Below are 15,482 nucleotides of genomic sequence, written 5' to 3' on the forward strand. Positions count from 1 at the left end.
TAGGGTTGTCGATGGATACGTGCCGGTGTCTCGCCCAGACGAGCCGGACCGAGCACCCGCTACTGATCGCTCGTCTCGTCGCGGGTCGCCTGTCCCCGACGCACCGAATGCTTTTCGGCGGTTTCGGCGAGGTATTCGCTCAGATCCTGGGTGAGGGCGCGGTCGAGGGCTTGGACCAGGGTGTGCTGGACGGCGGCGACGGCGACGTCGCGGAGATGATTGATCATCGTGGTGGTCTCGGCGATCTCGGCGTCGGTGGTCGGCAGCCAGCCTTCCCCGTGCAGTTCGACGAGATGGTCCCTGGTGACGGTGAACATCTGGTGCGCGATGTCGTCGAGATGATGTTTGACCACCGCTTGCAGGTCGGCGAGGCGGCGCAGGTCGAACCGGTATCCGTGCAGGTCGGCGAAGGTCTCCAGCAGCTGCGGATCGGTGAACTCCACGGTCTCCCCGCGAACTCGGAGCAGGCCGAGTTCGCCGAGGCGAGCCAGCATGGCCGGATCGATCGCCTCGGCACCGAGGAAGGATTCGACCAGTTCGAGCGGGACCTCCAGCGAGGCGGTCTCGCGGTCGGTGGTGGCGCTGCGCGGCAGCCCGAGGACGTCGATGAGGTCCTTGCCGGTTTCCCAGCTGGTGATGAAGTCGGAGATGTGCGCGGTCGTGAAGCCGCGCTGGAGCAGCGCGTCGATGAGCTTGAGCCGCTCGAGGTGGGAATCGTCGTAGATCAGCGCGCGCCCGGACCGGGTGGTCGGCACCGGCAGCAGCCCGCGTTCCTGATAGGAGCGCACGTTGCGGGTGGTGGTCCCGGCGGCGCGGGCGAGATCGTCGATGCGGTACTCCGACACCCCGTCTCGCTCCTGTTCGTCTCGCGGCCACGGCTCGTGCTGTGTCCCTGCCCCGGAGGTGTCGGCCTCCGGGGCGGGGACGCGGCGGTCTGTGTCGAGACTAGCCGAGCGGGACCACGGCATGGTCGCCGGTACCGATCGCCGCTGTCGTGTCGGCCGGGGTGAGCAGGTAGTCGTCGGTGTCGACGGCGGCCAGCTGCCGGACGTACTGGGTGCCGAAACCGGGGAACATGGTGGCGTTGAAGCCGTCCTCGGTGAGATACCAACTGCGGCAGCCGGAATTCCATGTCGTGGCGGTCAGCCGCTGCTGTAGCCGCTCGTTGTACCGGTCCTGTTTGTCGCGGCGCACCTCGAGCGTGCGCAGGTTCTGGCGCAGGATCATGCCGATGGCATCGGTCAGGTAGTCGATCTGCGCCTCCATGTACACCAGCGCCGAATTGTGGCCGGGCCCCGAGTTGGGTCCGAAGGTCAAGAACAGATTCGGGTACCCCGCCACCGCGACGCTCTTGTACGCGTAGGCACCCTTGCTCCACTCGTCGGCGAGCACCCGGCCATCACGGCCGGTCACCGGGATCGGGCTGCCGGTCTTGGACACGTCGAACCCGGTGGCGAACACGATGCAGTCGAAACGGTGCTCGATGCCCTCGGCGGTGCGGATGCCCTGTTCGCTGAGACGGGCGATCGGCCAGGTGACCAGGGTGCAGTTGTCGCGCTGCAGCGCCGGGTAGTAGTCGCTGGTCATCAGCAGGCGTTTGCAGCCCGCCCGGAACCCGGGGGTGAGCTGGCGGCGCAGCCACGGGTCACGCACCTGGGTGCGCAGGTGCAGCTTGGCCACCGACTCCACGACCCTGGTCAGCGGCGTGTTCCAGACGACGCCGAGCGCCACCGATTCGTGTCCCCAGAACCAGCCTTGGCGGGCGAGGCTCTGGGTGACGGGCAGCTGCCGGTAGATCTGCTTGGTGAGCCGGCTCGTCGGCCGGTTCATCCGGGGCAGCACCCAGCCGGGCGTGCGCTGGAAGACCTTCACCGCCGCGGCCCGCCGCACGAGTTCGGGCACGATCTGCACGGCGCTGGCACCGGTGCCCACCACGGCGACCCGCTTGCCGGTGAAGTCGTAGTCGTGATCCCACCGGGCACTGTGGATCTTGTGGCCCTGGTAGTCGTCGATCCCGGGAATCTTCGGGAAACTGGCATTGGCCAGTGGCCCGGAGGCCAGGACCACGGTGCGCGCCCGCACCGTGTCGCGACCGTCCAGGGTGATGTTCCACAGCGCGTCCGTCTCGTCGAACACCACACCGGAGACGTTGTGCCCGAACCTGATCCGACCGCGGAGCCCGAATTCGGCGACCATCGACTCGATGTAGTGGAGGATCTCCCGGCTGCCGGAGTAGGTGTGCGACCAGTCCGGATTCGGCGCGAAACTGTAGGAATACAGCCGCGACGGAATGTCACACGCGGCGCCGGGATAGGTGTTGTCGCGCCAGGTGCCACCCACCTCGGTCCCACGTTCGAAGATCGCGAAGTCGGTGATCCCCTTCTGCCGCAGGCGGATCGCGGCGCCGATACCGGCGAAGCCCGCACCGATGATCGCCACATCCAGTGGCTCGACGGCGCTCACGCGACGGGCTCGTAGGTGAGTTCCTTGGACCAGGTCGGCTGCGGTCCGAGGAAGCGATCGGGAACGCGCGCGGTGATCTTCACCAGTGCGTCGGCGAGCAGGTGGTACGGGTGGTCGCGGTTGATCACCCAGTTGGCGTGCATCTTGACGATCCGGTACATGGGCACGCGATTGGCGATCGGATTGCGTTCGCCGACGGCCTTGAAGCGCCGCATGGCCGCGTAGAGGCGCTCCTCGTCGACGCCCATCTCCACGACGTTGTCGCGCATCTTGTTCAGCAGGGGCACGTAACTGAGCACGCCGATCAGCAGCGACGGCTTGATCCAGCCGCCCACCAGATCGATGAACAGTTTACGGGCGGTGGAGTGGCCGAGCAGCTCCATGACGGCGTAATCGGTGGCCAGGTGCCGTGATTCGTCGGCATTGATCTTCTTGAACGCCTCCTGCGCGACGGGGTCGGTGATCTCGTCGGTGATGAACTTGATCAGCGCGCCGTCGAGGGCGACCTCGAGCATCGGGATGACCGTGCCGAGGAACGACAGCGACATGCCGTCGGCGTACTTGTCCAGGAAGTCGATCACCAGTTTGACGTTGATGTTCGGCTCGGGGATCTCGTCGCCGTCGAGCATGCCCCAGCGGCGCATGAGCGCCAATTCGGCATTGGCGTGGCGCTGCTCCTCGGCGTGGAAGTAGCGGTAGATCTCGCTCAGGGTCTCGGTGGGCGCCTTCTGCGCCATGGCCGCGAAACCGCGGGCGCCGACGTTCTCGATCCACATCAGATCGGCCATGAACGGCTTGAGCTTGGCGTGCAGTTCGGGGTCGATGAGTTCGGCACCCGGTGCGTCCCAGTCGATGTCGGCCAGTGCCCACTGGCGGGCCTTGATCTTGGCGAGCATGTCGTCGAAGTCGAAGGACATCTCAGACTCCTGTCTTCTCGGTGTCGATGGTCGCGGTGGCACTCGGGGTCGAATCGCTCTCCGGGAGCAGACGATTGAGAGCACCGAGGCCGCGGGTGTACAGCGTGGGGAATTGCCGCTTGAGCAGCCAGATCAGCTGCGCGTCGAGCTGGGGCAGCACGTAGAGCCGACCGCGGTCGTTGGCGTCGAGGGTCATCCGGACGACGCGCTCGGGCGAATAGCCGGTCCAGCGCATCAGCGTCTCGGCCAGGTTCATCGCGGCGGCGTCGATCCGGCCGTCGCGGGCGACATTGGTCTTGACGAAGGTCGGGCACAGCACGGTGACCGCGACACCGCTGCCGGACAGCTCGGCGGCCAGGGTTTCCGACAGCGACAGGACCGCCGCCTTGGAGACGTTGTAGGGCCCCATGGTCGGGGCGGCGGTGAAGGCCGCCGCCGAGGCGACATTGATGATGCCGCCGCTGCCGCGGGCCCGCAGTTGCGGGGTGAACAGTTCGCAGCCGTGGACGACGCCCCACAGGTTGATGCCGAGCGCCCACTGCCAGTCGTCGAGACCGACGGCGCCCACCGGACTGCCACCGATGCCGACGCCCGCGTTGTTGATCACCAGGGTGGGCGGGCCGCCGAGGAGCAGTTCGGTGTGCAGCGCCAAGCTCTCCATGTCGCCACGGTCGGCGACATCGCAGAACAGCGCGTGCGCGGTCGCGCCGTGCACCCGGGCGATCAGGCGCACCGTCTCGTCGGCGCGTTCCTTGTCGACATCGGCGCAGACCACCTGTCCGCCGCGAGCGGCCAGCTCGAGCGCGAACGCCCGTCCGATACCACTCCCGGCGCCGGTGACCACGGCCTTCGCGCCGTAGGACCGGCGGCTGTTGCCCAGCAGATTGTCCAGAATTCCCATGATCAGCTCACTCGCTCTCGGGTCGAGGCATCGGATGTCGCCAGCGCGTCGGCGAGGAAGCGGGCCGCGCGGCGCAGGGCCGGTGCCGCCTCGGGCACCAGCAGGGGCAGCGCCTGGAAGACGTGGACCTGCCCGGGCCACAGCTCGAGCTCGCAGGAACCGCCCGCGGCCACCACCATGTCGCGCAGGTGCAGGGCGTCACCGGCCAGCATCTCCGCGTCACTGGCCTGCACGAACAGCGGCGGGAGCGCCGTGCCCGGCGGCACGGTCAAGCGCAGACGCGGCGAGTCGGCCGGTGCCTGGTCGATATAGAGCTCCGCCGCGCGACGGCCGACCCGCGCCGACGCCATGGCCTCGGTGCCGTGGCGTTCGTGGTACTCGGCCAAGGCGAACGACAGGTCGATGAGCGGCGAGAACAGCACGGCACCGGCGGGTTGCGGGGTCCCGGTCCTGGCATTCTCCAGCAGGAGATCCATGGCCAGATGACCACCGGCGGAGTCTCCCCCGATCACCACATCCGCGGCCCGATAGCCGTTTCCGAGCAACCACCGGTAGCCGGCCACGACATCGTCGGCCGCGGCGGGGAACAGATGTTCGGGCGCGAGGCGATAGTCGACCACGAACACCGGCAGACCTGTGTCACGTGACAACCGCGCGGCCAGCCCGCGGTGCGTGCGCGCCGAGCAGAGTACATAGCCACTCCCGTGCACGAAATAGACGGCCCGGTCACAGAACTCGACACCCGCGGCGCGAACCCATTCCCCGCGCACCGATCCCGAGCGCACCGGCGTCACCCGGGTTCCCGGCGGGACGGGGCCACCCGCGGCCATGATCGCCGCGACCATTCCCCGGGCTGCCGCGATGCCGAGCCGATTGTGCGGCAGCGCGCAGTTGATCGGACGGAGTACAGCGCGACCCGCTGTCAGCGCGAGCCGTGATCGCCGGGTGGGTGTCACCGGCACCGGGGTCGCCAACCGTGAGGTCGCCGTTGACCTAGTTGTTGTCATGACCACAGTGTCACCACGGTATGTGCCAGTTGTCAATGGCACATTCATGGTCCACACTCTGGAGAGAGCGCCACCCACGATGAGGGAGTTTGTCCGACGATGTCAGCCACCGATCTCCACCGGCTCGCCTACCAGGTGAAAGTCCGCGATGTCATCCAGGAGACAGCGGATGCGGTGTCGTTGACCCTGGACGCCGCGACCGGCCCGACGGCCTCGTTCGACTACCGGCCGGGGCAGTTCCTCACGCTGCGCGTGCCGTGCCAGGACGGGCCACTCACCCGCTGCTACTCGTTGTCCAGCTCCCCGCACTCGGACACGCCACCGACCATCACGGTCAAACGCGTTCCCGACGGTCGCGCGTCCAACTGGATTTGCGACAATGCCTCTCCCGGTAGCGTTTTCGATGTTCTTCTGCCCTCGGGCGGCTTCGTCCCGCGGGACTGGAGCGCGCCGTTCCTCCTGGTGGCCGGGGGCAGCGGAATCACCCCGATCATGTCGATTCTGCGGACAGCGCTGGCCATCCACGACAATCCGATCACGCTCGCCTACGCCAACCGCGACGCCGCCTCCGTCATCTTCACCCGCGAACTGGACGCACTGGCCCGCGATCACCCCGATCGACTCACCGTCACGCACTGGCTGGAGTCCGAATCCGGGCGGCCCACCGCGGCGGCACTGCGGTCCTGGCTCACCGCCGCGCCGCGATCACACGCCTATCTCTGCGGACCGGCGCCGTTCATGGCAGCCGCCCGCACCGCCCTGGAGGCCAACGGCCTCGACGCGGCACATCTTCACGCCGAGGTCTTCACGTCGCTGACCACCGACCCGTTCAGCGCCGCCCCCGCACCCGTGATCAGCGAAAGCGCCACGACCGCCACGGCGACGGTGGAACTCGACGACGAGACCCATTCCATCACTTGGCCCGATGACACCGTGCTCCTCGACGTCCTGCTCGCCGAGGGATTGGACGCGCCCTACGTGTGTCGCGAGGGAACCTGTGGCGGCTGCGCGTTCACGCTGCGCCGAGGTGAGGTCCACATGCGCGAGAACCACACCCTCGACCAGCACGATCTCGCGCGCGGCACCCGCCTCGCCTGCCAATCCGAGCCGCGCAGCGACACCCTCGACATCGTCTTCGACCAGTGATCTCCCGGCGCGTCAGGGAGCCGTACGCCCGAGGACCGTCGTGGCCCGCAATGCGGTCGGTGGCGTGCCGAAGTGGCGCCGGAAAGCACGCCGGAAGGTGGAGGGGTCGGCGAAGCCCGACTGATCGATGACCTCGGTGACGGTCAATCCGGATTCGAGCAGGTTCGCCGCCCTCGTCAGGCGGGCGATACGGATGCTGCGGGCGGGTGAGGTGCCCGCTTCGGCGAACGCGGTCTGCAGGTGGCGCAGCGATACGTGCAGTTGATGCGCGATGGCATTCGGTGCAAGATCGGGATCGCCGGCCTGGACGGCGATCAGATCGCAGGCCTTCTCGTAGAGTGCGCGCCGCTCGAGCGCCGAGGCCCGCTCACGGACGGCGAAGGGTTCGTCGTCCAACCGGTCGAGCACCGTGAGGGTGACCAGCATGAGTTTCGCCGCGTCGAGCTGGAGTTCCGAGGCCGACCAGGACACCGGGAGCGCCGTGCCGGTGCGGCGGATCATCCATTCGGTACCACCGCGATAGCGCAGCGGGCGCCGGGTGGCGTGCAGGATCGGGCAGCTGGACGGCTCGTAGGGCTCGCCGTCGATGTGGTGATGATGGAACGCGGCGTGGCTACAGCAGCCGACCACGTCGTCATCGGTGCGGTACCCGAGCACCGACAGTGCCGAGCGGTTGATCATCACGATGCGTCCGGTGGGGTCGATGACCCAGGCGGCCTGATCCATCGACCCGATCACCTGCCGTGCCACGGCAATGGCGGCTGTACTCATCTGTCGTCGCGCTTCCGTCCCGGAAAATCCCAGTGTAGGTACGGCATTGTTACGTCCCCGGCCGCGACCGGTTACGTGGCCGTTAATCGGTCCAGGAAGGGTGATTCACGCGCGAATTGCCCCCTTCTCGTGCGCCCTTTTCGCTTCTGCGCGCCATCCCGGAAATGGTCGACTGAACGAGCGAGCGCGCCGCTCGGACATCGAGCGGCGCCAGTGACGAAGGAGTGCCGATGACCGCCATCATGGACAAGTCCGAGGCGACGAAACACATTGTGTCGCAGCGGATCAGGAAGAAGCTCACCTGGCGCGAGATCGCCGAAGAGATCGGCAAACCGCTGGCCTGGACCATCGCGGCCCTGCACGGTCAGCACCCGATGCCGGAGGCGGACGCGCGCGGCGTCGGCGCCCTGCTCGACCTCGACGAGGCCGTGATCGAGTCGCTGCGAACCCAGCCCTATCGCGGCACCTTCGACAATCCGATTCCCAGCGATCCCACGATCTATCGGTTCTACGAGGCGCTCACCGTCTACGGACCCGCCATCAAAGAAATGATCCACGAGGAATTCGGGGACGGCATCATGAGCGCCATCAATTTCACGCTGACCGTCGACCGCCGGCCCGATCCGGATGGCGATCGCGTGGTCGTGACATTCGACGGCAAATTCCTCGACTACCGGTTCTGACCGCACGATTCACCGAGAGGAACCCGAGGATGGCCGAAATCAGCCGTCGGCGACTGCTGGGCGCCGGTGCGGGCGTCGCCGGGGCGCTCGCCGCGACCGCCTGCGCACCACTGGCGCCCGCTCCGCCCGCGGCCGCCCCGTCGAGCGCGGCCGCCGCGCCCGGCGCGACCGTCGGACCGCTGCCCGGCATCGAGAAGCCGAAGATCACCGTCGGCTTCATTCCGATCACCTGCTCGTCGCCCATCGTCAACGCCAAGGCGCTGGGGATCTACGCCAAGCACGGCCTCGATGTCACGTTGAAGAAGTTCTCCGGCTGGGCCGAGGTCTGGGCCGCCTACGCCACCGGCGAGATCGACGCCTCGCACATGCTGGCGCCGATGCCATTGGCCATCGACCAGGGGCTGGCCTCAAGCCGGATGCGCACCCGCTTGCCGCTGATCACCAATACCAACGGTCAGGCGATCACGCTGCATCGCAAGCATCTCGGCAGGGTGCGCGAACCCGCGGACTTCGCCGGTTTCCGGCTGGCCATCCCGTTCGACTACTCGGTGCACAATCTGTTGCTCCGGGACTACCTGTCGATGGGCGGGCTCGATCCCGATGTCGATGTGGAACTGCGGATTCTGCGCCCGCCGGACATGGTCGCCAATCTGCTCACCGGCGGCATCGACGGCTTCCTCGGACCCGACCCGTTCAATCAGCGGGCGGTGGCGACCGGCGCCGGGTACCTGTTCACGCTCACCCGCGATCTGTGGAACGGGCATCCCTGCTGCAGTTTCGGGGTGAACGACGAGTTCGCCCGGGAGAACCCGGTCACCTATCAGGCCCTCACCCGCGCGATCCACGACGCGGCGCTGTGGAGCGACCAGGCGCACAACCGTTCGACGGCCGCCCGGTCCATGGCACCCGAGCAGTTCCTCAACCAGCAACCGGCGCTGCTCGAATCCATCCTCACCGGGGAGTACCAGGACGGCACCGGCATCCCGCGGCGGGTGCCCGATCGAGTCCGGTTCCAGCCCTACCCGCAGGAGGCGTTCGGCCTCTGGATGCTCACCCAGTTCCAGCGGTGGGGCCTGGCCGGGGCCGACCGCTGGGCGACACCACAGCAGTATCGCGACACCGTCGGCGCGGTCTTCGACGCCGAGGCATCGCGCGCGGCGTTCGACGCGCTCGGCGCCCCACTCCCCGCACCGGCGACCGGCCTCGACATCAACGGCCGCCGATTCGAACCCGACAACTTTCTGCACTGGACCGCGAAGCAGGTATCGACGACATGACCCGAGTACAAGAACCGACCGTACCGCCGGGCCCGGCGCCCACGAGCACCCAACCGCGCGAGATCTCCCTGGGTCTGGCCGCGAAAACCGCCGCCGACCGGGCCGCGCGCCGCGCACGGGTGGCCGGCGCGGTCCTGCTGTTCGTGGTGATCTGCGTGCTCGGCCTCGGGATCTGGTCGGTGATGACCGCCGACCAGGGCGCCGACGGACTCGCTCCGACCCCGGGCGGAACCTGGGATCAGCTGGTGACCATCCTCCGCGACCCCTTCTATGTCTCCGGCCCGGCGAGTGTCGGAATCTTCTGGCATCTGGTGGCCAGTTTGCAGCGGGTGCTCACCGGATTCCTCATCGCGGCGGTGATCGCGGTCCCGCTCGGCTTCGTCCTCGGGAACGCGACCCGGATCCGCTGGGCGGTGGAGCCTTTCGTCCAGGTGCTGCGCCCGGTCTCGCCACTGGCCTGGCTGCCCCTGGGTCTGGCGCTGCTGCGCGATGCCGAGAACACGGCGATCTTCGTCATCGTGATGGCCTCGCTGTGGCCGATGCTGCTCAACACCATCGAGGGCGTGCAGAAGGTCGATCCGCTGTACATGCAGCTCGCGCGCACGCTGGAAGCCTCACGCGCGCAGGTGATCCGCACCATCCAGCTGCCCGCCGCGCTGCCGTCGATCCTCACGGGTCTGCGGTTGTCGCTGTCGACGGCGTGGCTGGTGATCATCGCCGCGGAGATGCTCGTCGGCAGCCGGGGCATGGGTTATTTCGTGTGGAACCAGTGGAATCGGCTGTCGGTGCCCGCCATTCTCGTCGCGATCCTGCTGATCGGCGCGGTGGGATTCGCGCTCGACCGGCTCGTGGTGTGGGGCGCGACGAAGATCCCGCACGGCTGACCCACCGACCTCTTTGCGAACAGGAAGTGAAAACCATGGCCACACAGAATGATTCGGACGACGTGCGCAGCGGCTCACTGGTCCTCGAGAACGTCGAGAAATGGTATCCGGCGAAAACGGGCTGGAATCAGGTCATCGCGCCCACCACGATCTCCATCGAGGAGGGCCAGTTCGTGACGCTGATCGGTCCGTCGGGCTGCGGCAAATCCACGGTGCTGTCGATGATCGCGGGGCTCACCGAACCCGACGGCGGCATCCTCTGGCTCGACCGTCAACCGATCACCGGTCCGGGGAGCGACCGTGGGATGGTGTTCCAGCAGCATGTGCTGCTGCCCTGGCTGACGGCGCGGGAGAACGTGCTGTTCGCGCTGAACTGTGCCAGGGGCGAGCTGTCGAAAACCGAGCGCGCCGACCTGGCCGACCACTACCTCGACACGGTGAAACTGGGCAAGCACAAGGACAAGAAGCCGAGGGAACTCTCCGGCGGCATGCAGCAGCGGGTGGGTATCGCGCGCGCCTTCGCCCTGCAACCCAAGGTGCTGCTGCTCGACGAGCCCTTCGGCGCCCTCGACGCGCTCACCCGCGTCGACCTGCAGGGCGAGTTGCTGCGCCTGTGGGAGTCCGAACGGCGCACCGTCGTCCTGGTGACCCATGATGTCGACGAGGCCATCGTGCTGTCCGATCGGATCCTGGTGATGTCGCACGGTCCGGCGGCGACGGTGTCCGAGGACATCCCCGTCACCTTCCCACGCCCGCGCGACCAGGCCGAACTCAACCGCGACCAGGCCTTCTACGAATTGCGCAGCACCCTGCTGACGTCATTGACCGCACCGCACCCCGCCGCCGCCTGACGGCTCCGGGGATCGCCGAGCGCGGACCGAGGCATCAGTACTCGAGCCAGGTATCGCGCTGGAAGTACTCGTCGTCGGCTTCGTCGTCCTCGTCGGTCGGCTCGCGATACGAGGTGCCCCAGCCCACCTGCTGCTCGGTGTGCTGGGGCTGCTGGTGTGGAACCGGCTGGGACTGTCCGGGTGGCTCGGCGGCCGGATGCGGTTGCTGAAGGGCGTCGACGTAGCGTTCCCGGACTGCCAGTAGCCGAGGATCCTGCTCGAGGCGCGCCACCGCGTCGGCGACGGCTCGACGCGACTGCGCCATCGCGGCCACGTGCAGGCGCACGATCGCGTCGACGAGAGCGTCGGGGTCGAGCCGACGACCGGCCTCGGTCAGCGTGATCGATTCGAGGGTTCCGTCGACACCGACCCGCACGGCGGCGACCTCCCCTGCCTGCGCGGCGGACGCGGGCCCGTGCAGACCGGCGTGGAGCTGGTCGGTGGTGGCCGGAAGCGGGTCGAGTGCGCCGGTCATGACAGTTCCCCCTGTTCGATCGCCGCGACGGTGCTCATGCCAACTATAGATGTCATGACAGCTATAGTTGGCACGGCAGGCGATCGCGTAGGGGCGCGGCACCACCACGGGGGAAGGAATCCGTTGAGTCCGACACCGGGTACCGAAGTGTTCGATCTCGACCCCGACGCGGTGCGCGCGCTCGCCGCCGGGATGGGGACCGCGGGACAGGACATCCAGCTCATCGGGAAGGGCGGGGCGCTCGCCGACGGCGTCTTCGAGTGCATGCCCAACGGGGACACCCCGAAGGCGTATCAGGTCGCGGCGCGCGCGGCCGACAAGGCGATGGGCGCCGTGGGAACCGCCTTGACCGAGCTCAGCGGCAAGACCGTCGCGGCTGTCATCACCTTCGGGCAGCAGGACGAGCGGCGCGCGGCCGAGTTGCAGGCGATCGGCGAACGATGAGCGGGCATCTGACGGTTCCGCTGGTCGAAGCGTGGAAACCGGCCGCGTTCGGCGCGCAGGCACTCGAATTCACCCGGCAGGCAGGCGAGCTGCGAACGGCCGTCGATGGCCAGCACCGCGCCGTCGACGGATCGCGGGACACCTTCCGCCGCGAGACCGGCAACGCGATGCGCGCCCGATACGACGAAGTGCACCAGAAGGCGTTGATCATCGCCGACGCGCTCGAACGCGGGCGCGACGCCGCCACATCGGCAGAATCGTCGGTCGGTTCGGCGCAGCGATTCCTGGTGACGAAGAAGACCGAGGCGATCGGCAAAGGGCTCGAAGTCCGCGATGACGGCACCTGCGTGATCAGCGAGACGACCAAGCAACGCCTGTACTCCTCGGTCGCCGCCTCGGTCGGCGACAACAACGCGGCCACCATCGCCGACAAATACGCCGTGGGCATCGCGGCCTTGCAGGTCGAGGCGAACACGCACACGATCGCGGTGAAGTCCGCGCTCAACGGCGCCGCCGACGCCGACACCGGCGCAAAGAAGGCGATCGAGGCGGCGTTCGCGAACCTCCCGACACCGGATTCGTTCGGGAACGCGACCACGTCGGCGACCGTCACTCCGCAGCCACCGAAAGGTGGTACGCCACAGGAGAACCGGGCATGGTGGGACTCGCTCACCACGGCCCAACGCGATGAGATCGCGTCGAACTCCCCCGGCTCGATCGGCAACCTCGATGGGCTGCCCGCCGACGTGCGGGACACAGCGAACCGGGCGATGATCCCGATCGAACGCGCCAGGCTCGAAGCGGATGAAGCCACCTTGACCGCCGTGGTGGCGGCCGCCGCCACCACGCGGGATTCCGTGGCACTGAGCGATGCGCAGACCAGCCTCGACCGGACGCGACAGAAACTGGCCGACCTGTCGGTGGTGGAGACAGCCGTCAACGCGGACAGCAAACCACCACGGATGTTGATGGCTTTGGACATGCAGTCGGGTCGGCAGGGCCGTGCCGCGGTCTCGGTCGGCAATCCGGATACCGCGGATCACATCGCGGTCACCACCCCCGGGCTCGGATCGAATCTGGAATCCACGTTGCTCGGTGGCGGAGATCCGAAGAATCCGAAGGGCGGCATGCTGGGCGAAGCCGAGCAACTGATCGCCACCTCGACGCGGCAACTCGAGGGGGTCGACGGCAGATCAGGCGAGGAGATCGCCGCGATCGCGTGGTTCGGCTACGACCCGCCACAGGGCGGTTTGGGGAGCCTGTCCGATCTCGAGGCGGACATGTCGAACGTCGGTTTCCAGGGTCGTGCGCAAGAGGGCGCACAGCCGCTGGCCTCGTTCTTCACCGGACTCGACGTCGCCAATGAGACCAGCGATCCGCACATCACCGCACTCGGACACTCCTATGGCTCGTTGACCACCAGCCTCGCCCTGCAGGAGCAGTCAGGTGTCGTCGACGATGCCGTGTTCTACGGCTCCCCCGGTCTGGGGCGCAACGTGCCCGATCTGCCCAACATTCCGCACTTCGCTCCCAACGGCGGATTCATCACCGAACTCGGGGTCAACGACGCGGTCACCAGTGCCGAGGACCTCGGCCTACGGCCCGGACACGTCTACGAGATGACCGAACGTGACGACCCGGTCGCCGACCTCGACGGATTCGGGCGGAGCCCACACCAGATGGATTGGGTCACCCATCTCAGCACCGACCCGATCACTGTCGACGGCCAGCACTATTCGGGCGCGAGCGGGCACTCCGAGTACGGCCGCACCGACGGCGCCACCAACAATCTGCACCGCTCCGGCTACAACCTCGCCGCCATCGTCGCCGGACTACCCGAGAACGCCACCGACCCGAGGACGGTCCGGTGAGCAGAACGGGTCGCAAGGGTGCATCCACGGTGGAGGTGCTCGTACTGACGGTCGTGTTGGGTGTCGCCGCGTTCATCGCCTTGTGGGTCGTCGCGATTCTCCTGTGGGGCTGGGCAGCCCGCGACAGCGGATACGAGTCCCAGATCATCAGTCCGGAAGACGCCGCGAAGGCGGACGCCGAGCTGCGCACACGAAGTTCGCTCGAGGACGCCGAGGCCAGGGGCGAGCAACTGGTCGAGCGACTGCGCGGCGTTGCCGGTGAGCTCGTCCCCGGCTTTCAGTTCCGACCGCCGGAGGCCAGTTCGATCACCCACTGCGACGGGCCGTTCAGCATCACGGACGGCAGAAAAGTCGATGGGCGCGACTATCGCGGCAACAGCCCGTTCCCAGAGGATCAATGGGCCGCGCTGCGGGATCAATCTTTGGCCGCCGCTGGGGAACTCGGCATCGAGTTGGTCGTGAGCGAGCCCGCCGCCAATCGGATCCAATTCGAGACCCCCGATGGCGATCTTCGAATCCTGCTCAAGACCAATCGAACAGCACAGTCGGCCGACGTGACGTACCTCATCCTGGACATCGGCTGCCATCTGCCCGCCGCGGCACTGAGTTCGTCGGTGGAGCCGACGCGATGAGTGAGGTCAGCAGCGAACGGCCGCGGTTCGACCGACGGTTCTGGTTCATCGACGATTCGGAGTCACACCATGACAATCGATGACACCTCGCCGACAGGTCTGTGGCAGGCGGCTGGTGACGGTCGATTCCGGCTCGAGGCCGATGCGGCACGGGAGTGTGCAGCGCACTACGGCTGGATCGCCGAAGAGCTGACGGCGCGGATCGGTGAAGCCCGGGAGCTCAACAGGCTGTCAGGATTCGGCGGGTTCGACTCCGCGCAACAGCTACAGGGCGGGTTCGAGGGCAAGGCCCAGCAAGCCGTCGACGCCTTGACCGGTGCCCGGCAGACGTGTCGAGAGTTGCAGGCCGCCGTCCTCCGCGCCGGAGGCTTGCTCGCCGAGCAGGACCTGACCACCGCGGCCGCGATGATCCATCATGCCGAGAAGGTGTCATGAACCGGCAGAGCATCGTATGGCACGCCCTGGCCGGGCTGGTGGCGTTCTCGCTGGTGACGGGCTGTGGCAGCGGCGACCCCGCGCCGACACCATCAGCTGGCCCCTCGAACGGAGTCGGGTCGCCCACATCGGTGACTGTTCGTCCGACACTTACCGACGCGAAGCTGCAACCGCCGGAGCAGGACAACCGATACACGAATGCGGGGGGACGTCCGAGGGTTCTCGTCGATCCCTGTACATGGATACCCGACGATACGATCAGCGGGCTCGGGCTCGACCCCGCGACCCGCAAACGCGGGACCGACCTCGTCGCCGAATACACCTTCCTCACGTGTGGCTTCGCGAGCGCGCCGACGCAGGCACTGTGGACCGTTCAGATCGATTCGGGCAACGTTTCACTGGATGAGGTTCGCCAGAAGTACGAGGGCCGGTTCGAGAACATCGATGTCAACGGCCGCCCATCGGTCATGACCGTGAAGAACGGTGATGCGACGTGCGCGGTGGACATGAGGACCTCCGTCGGCTACTTCGGGGTCGAAGCCGCACTCGAGTTCGCGGCGGAGCCCGGCGCGATCGCACCCTGCGACAAGGCGATCGAATTCGCGCGGGGCCTCGAGCCCGTGATCGGCGCCGGTAACTGACATGGCCGAAGTGATGACGGGCGGGGACAGTGACAGGTGAGAATC

Annotated in this window: 17 protein-coding genes; 10 read left to right on the forward strand and 7 right to left on the reverse strand. The window is 67.5% G+C overall.

The annotated features are described in order from the left end of the window. Positions 1-59 precede the first annotated feature (59 nt). The 5 genes from ACFVVM_RS07500 to ACFVVM_RS07520 all read right to left on the reverse strand — a co-directional run bounded on the left by ACFVVM_RS07500 (position 60) and on the right by ACFVVM_RS07520 (position 5,288). A complete protein-coding gene (locus ACFVVM_RS07500) occupies positions 60-845 on the reverse strand; it encodes a MerR family transcriptional regulator (RefSeq protein WP_387614216.1) in 786 nt (261 codons plus the stop codon). Positions 846-945: 100 nt separating this feature from the next. Beyond that, positions 946-2,463, reverse strand: coding sequence for a flavin-containing monooxygenase (locus ACFVVM_RS07505; protein WP_387614218.1), 1,518 nt, complete (start codon positions 2,461-2,463; stop codon positions 946-948). Beyond that, complete coding sequence (locus tag ACFVVM_RS07510; RefSeq protein ID WP_387614221.1) at positions 2,460-3,380, reverse strand: ferritin-like domain-containing protein; 921 nt, start codon at positions 3,378-3,380, stop codon at positions 2,460-2,462. Before ACFVVM_RS07510 ends, ACFVVM_RS07505 begins: the two co-directional genes overlap by 4 nt. Before the next feature lies 1 nt (position 3,381). Further along, the gene (locus tag ACFVVM_RS07515) at positions 3,382-4,281 is read right to left on the reverse strand and encodes an SDR family NAD(P)-dependent oxidoreductase (protein WP_387614224.1); all 900 of its coding nucleotides are present in this window, start codon (positions 4,279-4,281) and stop codon (positions 3,382-3,384) included. Positions 4,282-4,283: 2 nt separating this feature from the next. Then, positions 4,284-5,288 carry an alpha/beta hydrolase gene (locus ACFVVM_RS07520; RefSeq protein ID WP_387614227.1) on the reverse strand — a complete coding sequence of 335 codons (1,005 nt, stop codon included), beginning with the start codon at positions 5,286-5,288 and terminating at the stop codon, positions 4,284-4,286. 99 nt (positions 5,289-5,387) lie between these two features. Here ACFVVM_RS07520 and ACFVVM_RS07525 point away from each other — a divergent pair, with 99 nt between their 5' ends. Continuing rightward, on the forward strand, positions 5,388-6,434 hold the full coding sequence (locus tag ACFVVM_RS07525) for a 2Fe-2S iron-sulfur cluster-binding protein (protein ID WP_387614230.1): 1,047 nt from the start codon (positions 5,388-5,390) through the stop codon (positions 6,432-6,434). Positions 6,435-6,446: 12 nt separating this feature from the next. Here ACFVVM_RS07525 and ACFVVM_RS07530 read toward each other — a convergent pair whose 3' ends face one another. Continuing rightward, the gene (locus ACFVVM_RS07530; RefSeq protein WP_387614233.1) at positions 6,447-7,205 is read right to left on the reverse strand and encodes a helix-turn-helix domain-containing protein; all 759 of its coding nucleotides are present in this window, start codon (positions 7,203-7,205) and stop codon (positions 6,447-6,449) included. A gap of 230 nt (positions 7,206-7,435) precedes the next feature. On the opposite strand from ACFVVM_RS07530, the gene cynS reads away from it, so the two are divergent. Genes cynS through ACFVVM_RS07550 form a run of 4 tightly spaced genes read left to right on the forward strand, consistent with a single transcriptional unit; the run spans position 7,436 to position 10,900 of the window. After that, positions 7,436-7,888, forward strand: a complete 453-nt coding sequence (gene cynS / locus ACFVVM_RS07535; RefSeq protein ID WP_387614236.1) for a cyanase — start codon at positions 7,436-7,438, stop codon at positions 7,886-7,888. Between the two features lie 29 nt (positions 7,889-7,917). Continuing rightward, the gene (locus ACFVVM_RS07540; RefSeq protein WP_387614239.1) at positions 7,918-9,165 is read left to right on the forward strand and encodes an ABC transporter substrate-binding protein; all 1,248 of its coding nucleotides are present in this window, start codon (positions 7,918-7,920) and stop codon (positions 9,163-9,165) included. Next, on the forward strand, positions 9,162-10,049 hold the full coding sequence (locus ACFVVM_RS07545; protein WP_387614242.1) for an ABC transporter permease: 888 nt from the start codon (positions 9,162-9,164) through the stop codon (positions 10,047-10,049). The genes ACFVVM_RS07540 and ACFVVM_RS07545 overlap by 4 nt, the downstream gene beginning before the upstream one ends. Positions 10,050-10,084: 35 nt before the next feature. Beyond that, positions 10,085-10,900 carry an ABC transporter ATP-binding protein gene (locus ACFVVM_RS07550; RefSeq protein WP_387614245.1) on the forward strand — a complete coding sequence of 272 codons (816 nt, stop codon included), beginning with the start codon at positions 10,085-10,087 and terminating at the stop codon, positions 10,898-10,900. A 34-nt stretch (positions 10,901-10,934) separates the two neighbouring features. Here the strand turns inward: ACFVVM_RS07550 and ACFVVM_RS07555 are convergent, their stop codons facing one another. Further along, positions 10,935-11,414, reverse strand: a complete 480-nt coding sequence (locus tag ACFVVM_RS07555; protein WP_387614248.1) for a hypothetical protein — start codon at positions 11,412-11,414, stop codon at positions 10,935-10,937. Between the two features lie 123 nt (positions 11,415-11,537). Here ACFVVM_RS07555 and ACFVVM_RS07560 point away from each other — a divergent pair, with 123 nt between their 5' ends. The 5 genes from ACFVVM_RS07560 to ACFVVM_RS07580 all read left to right on the forward strand — a co-directional run bounded on the left by ACFVVM_RS07560 (position 11,538) and on the right by ACFVVM_RS07580 (position 15,437). Then, the gene (locus ACFVVM_RS07560; RefSeq protein ID WP_387614251.1) at positions 11,538-11,858 is read left to right on the forward strand and encodes a hypothetical protein; all 321 of its coding nucleotides are present in this window, start codon (positions 11,538-11,540) and stop codon (positions 11,856-11,858) included. Beyond that, on the forward strand, positions 11,855-13,729 hold the full coding sequence (locus ACFVVM_RS07565; RefSeq protein ID WP_387614254.1) for an alpha/beta hydrolase: 1,875 nt from the start codon (positions 11,855-11,857) through the stop codon (positions 13,727-13,729). Before ACFVVM_RS07560 ends, ACFVVM_RS07565 begins: the two co-directional genes overlap by 4 nt. Positions 13,730-13,758: 29 nt before the next feature. Next, positions 13,759-14,361, forward strand: a complete 603-nt coding sequence (locus ACFVVM_RS07570) for an LppA family lipoprotein (protein ID WP_387614257.1) — start codon at positions 13,759-13,761, stop codon at positions 14,359-14,361. A 69-nt stretch (positions 14,362-14,430) separates the two neighbouring features. Next, positions 14,431-14,796 carry a hypothetical protein gene (locus tag ACFVVM_RS07575; protein ID WP_387614259.1) on the forward strand — a complete coding sequence of 122 codons (366 nt, stop codon included), beginning with the start codon at positions 14,431-14,433 and terminating at the stop codon, positions 14,794-14,796. Next, positions 14,793-15,437, forward strand: coding sequence for a DUF3558 domain-containing protein (locus tag ACFVVM_RS07580; protein ID WP_387614262.1), 645 nt, complete (start codon positions 14,793-14,795; stop codon positions 15,435-15,437). The genes ACFVVM_RS07575 and ACFVVM_RS07580 overlap by 4 nt, the downstream gene beginning before the upstream one ends. Positions 15,438-15,482 lie beyond the last annotated feature (45 nt).

Source organism: Nocardia sp. NPDC058176 (genome assembly GCF_042883805.1).
Classification (GTDB): Bacteria; Actinomycetota; Actinomycetes; order Mycobacteriales; family Mycobacteriaceae; genus Nocardia.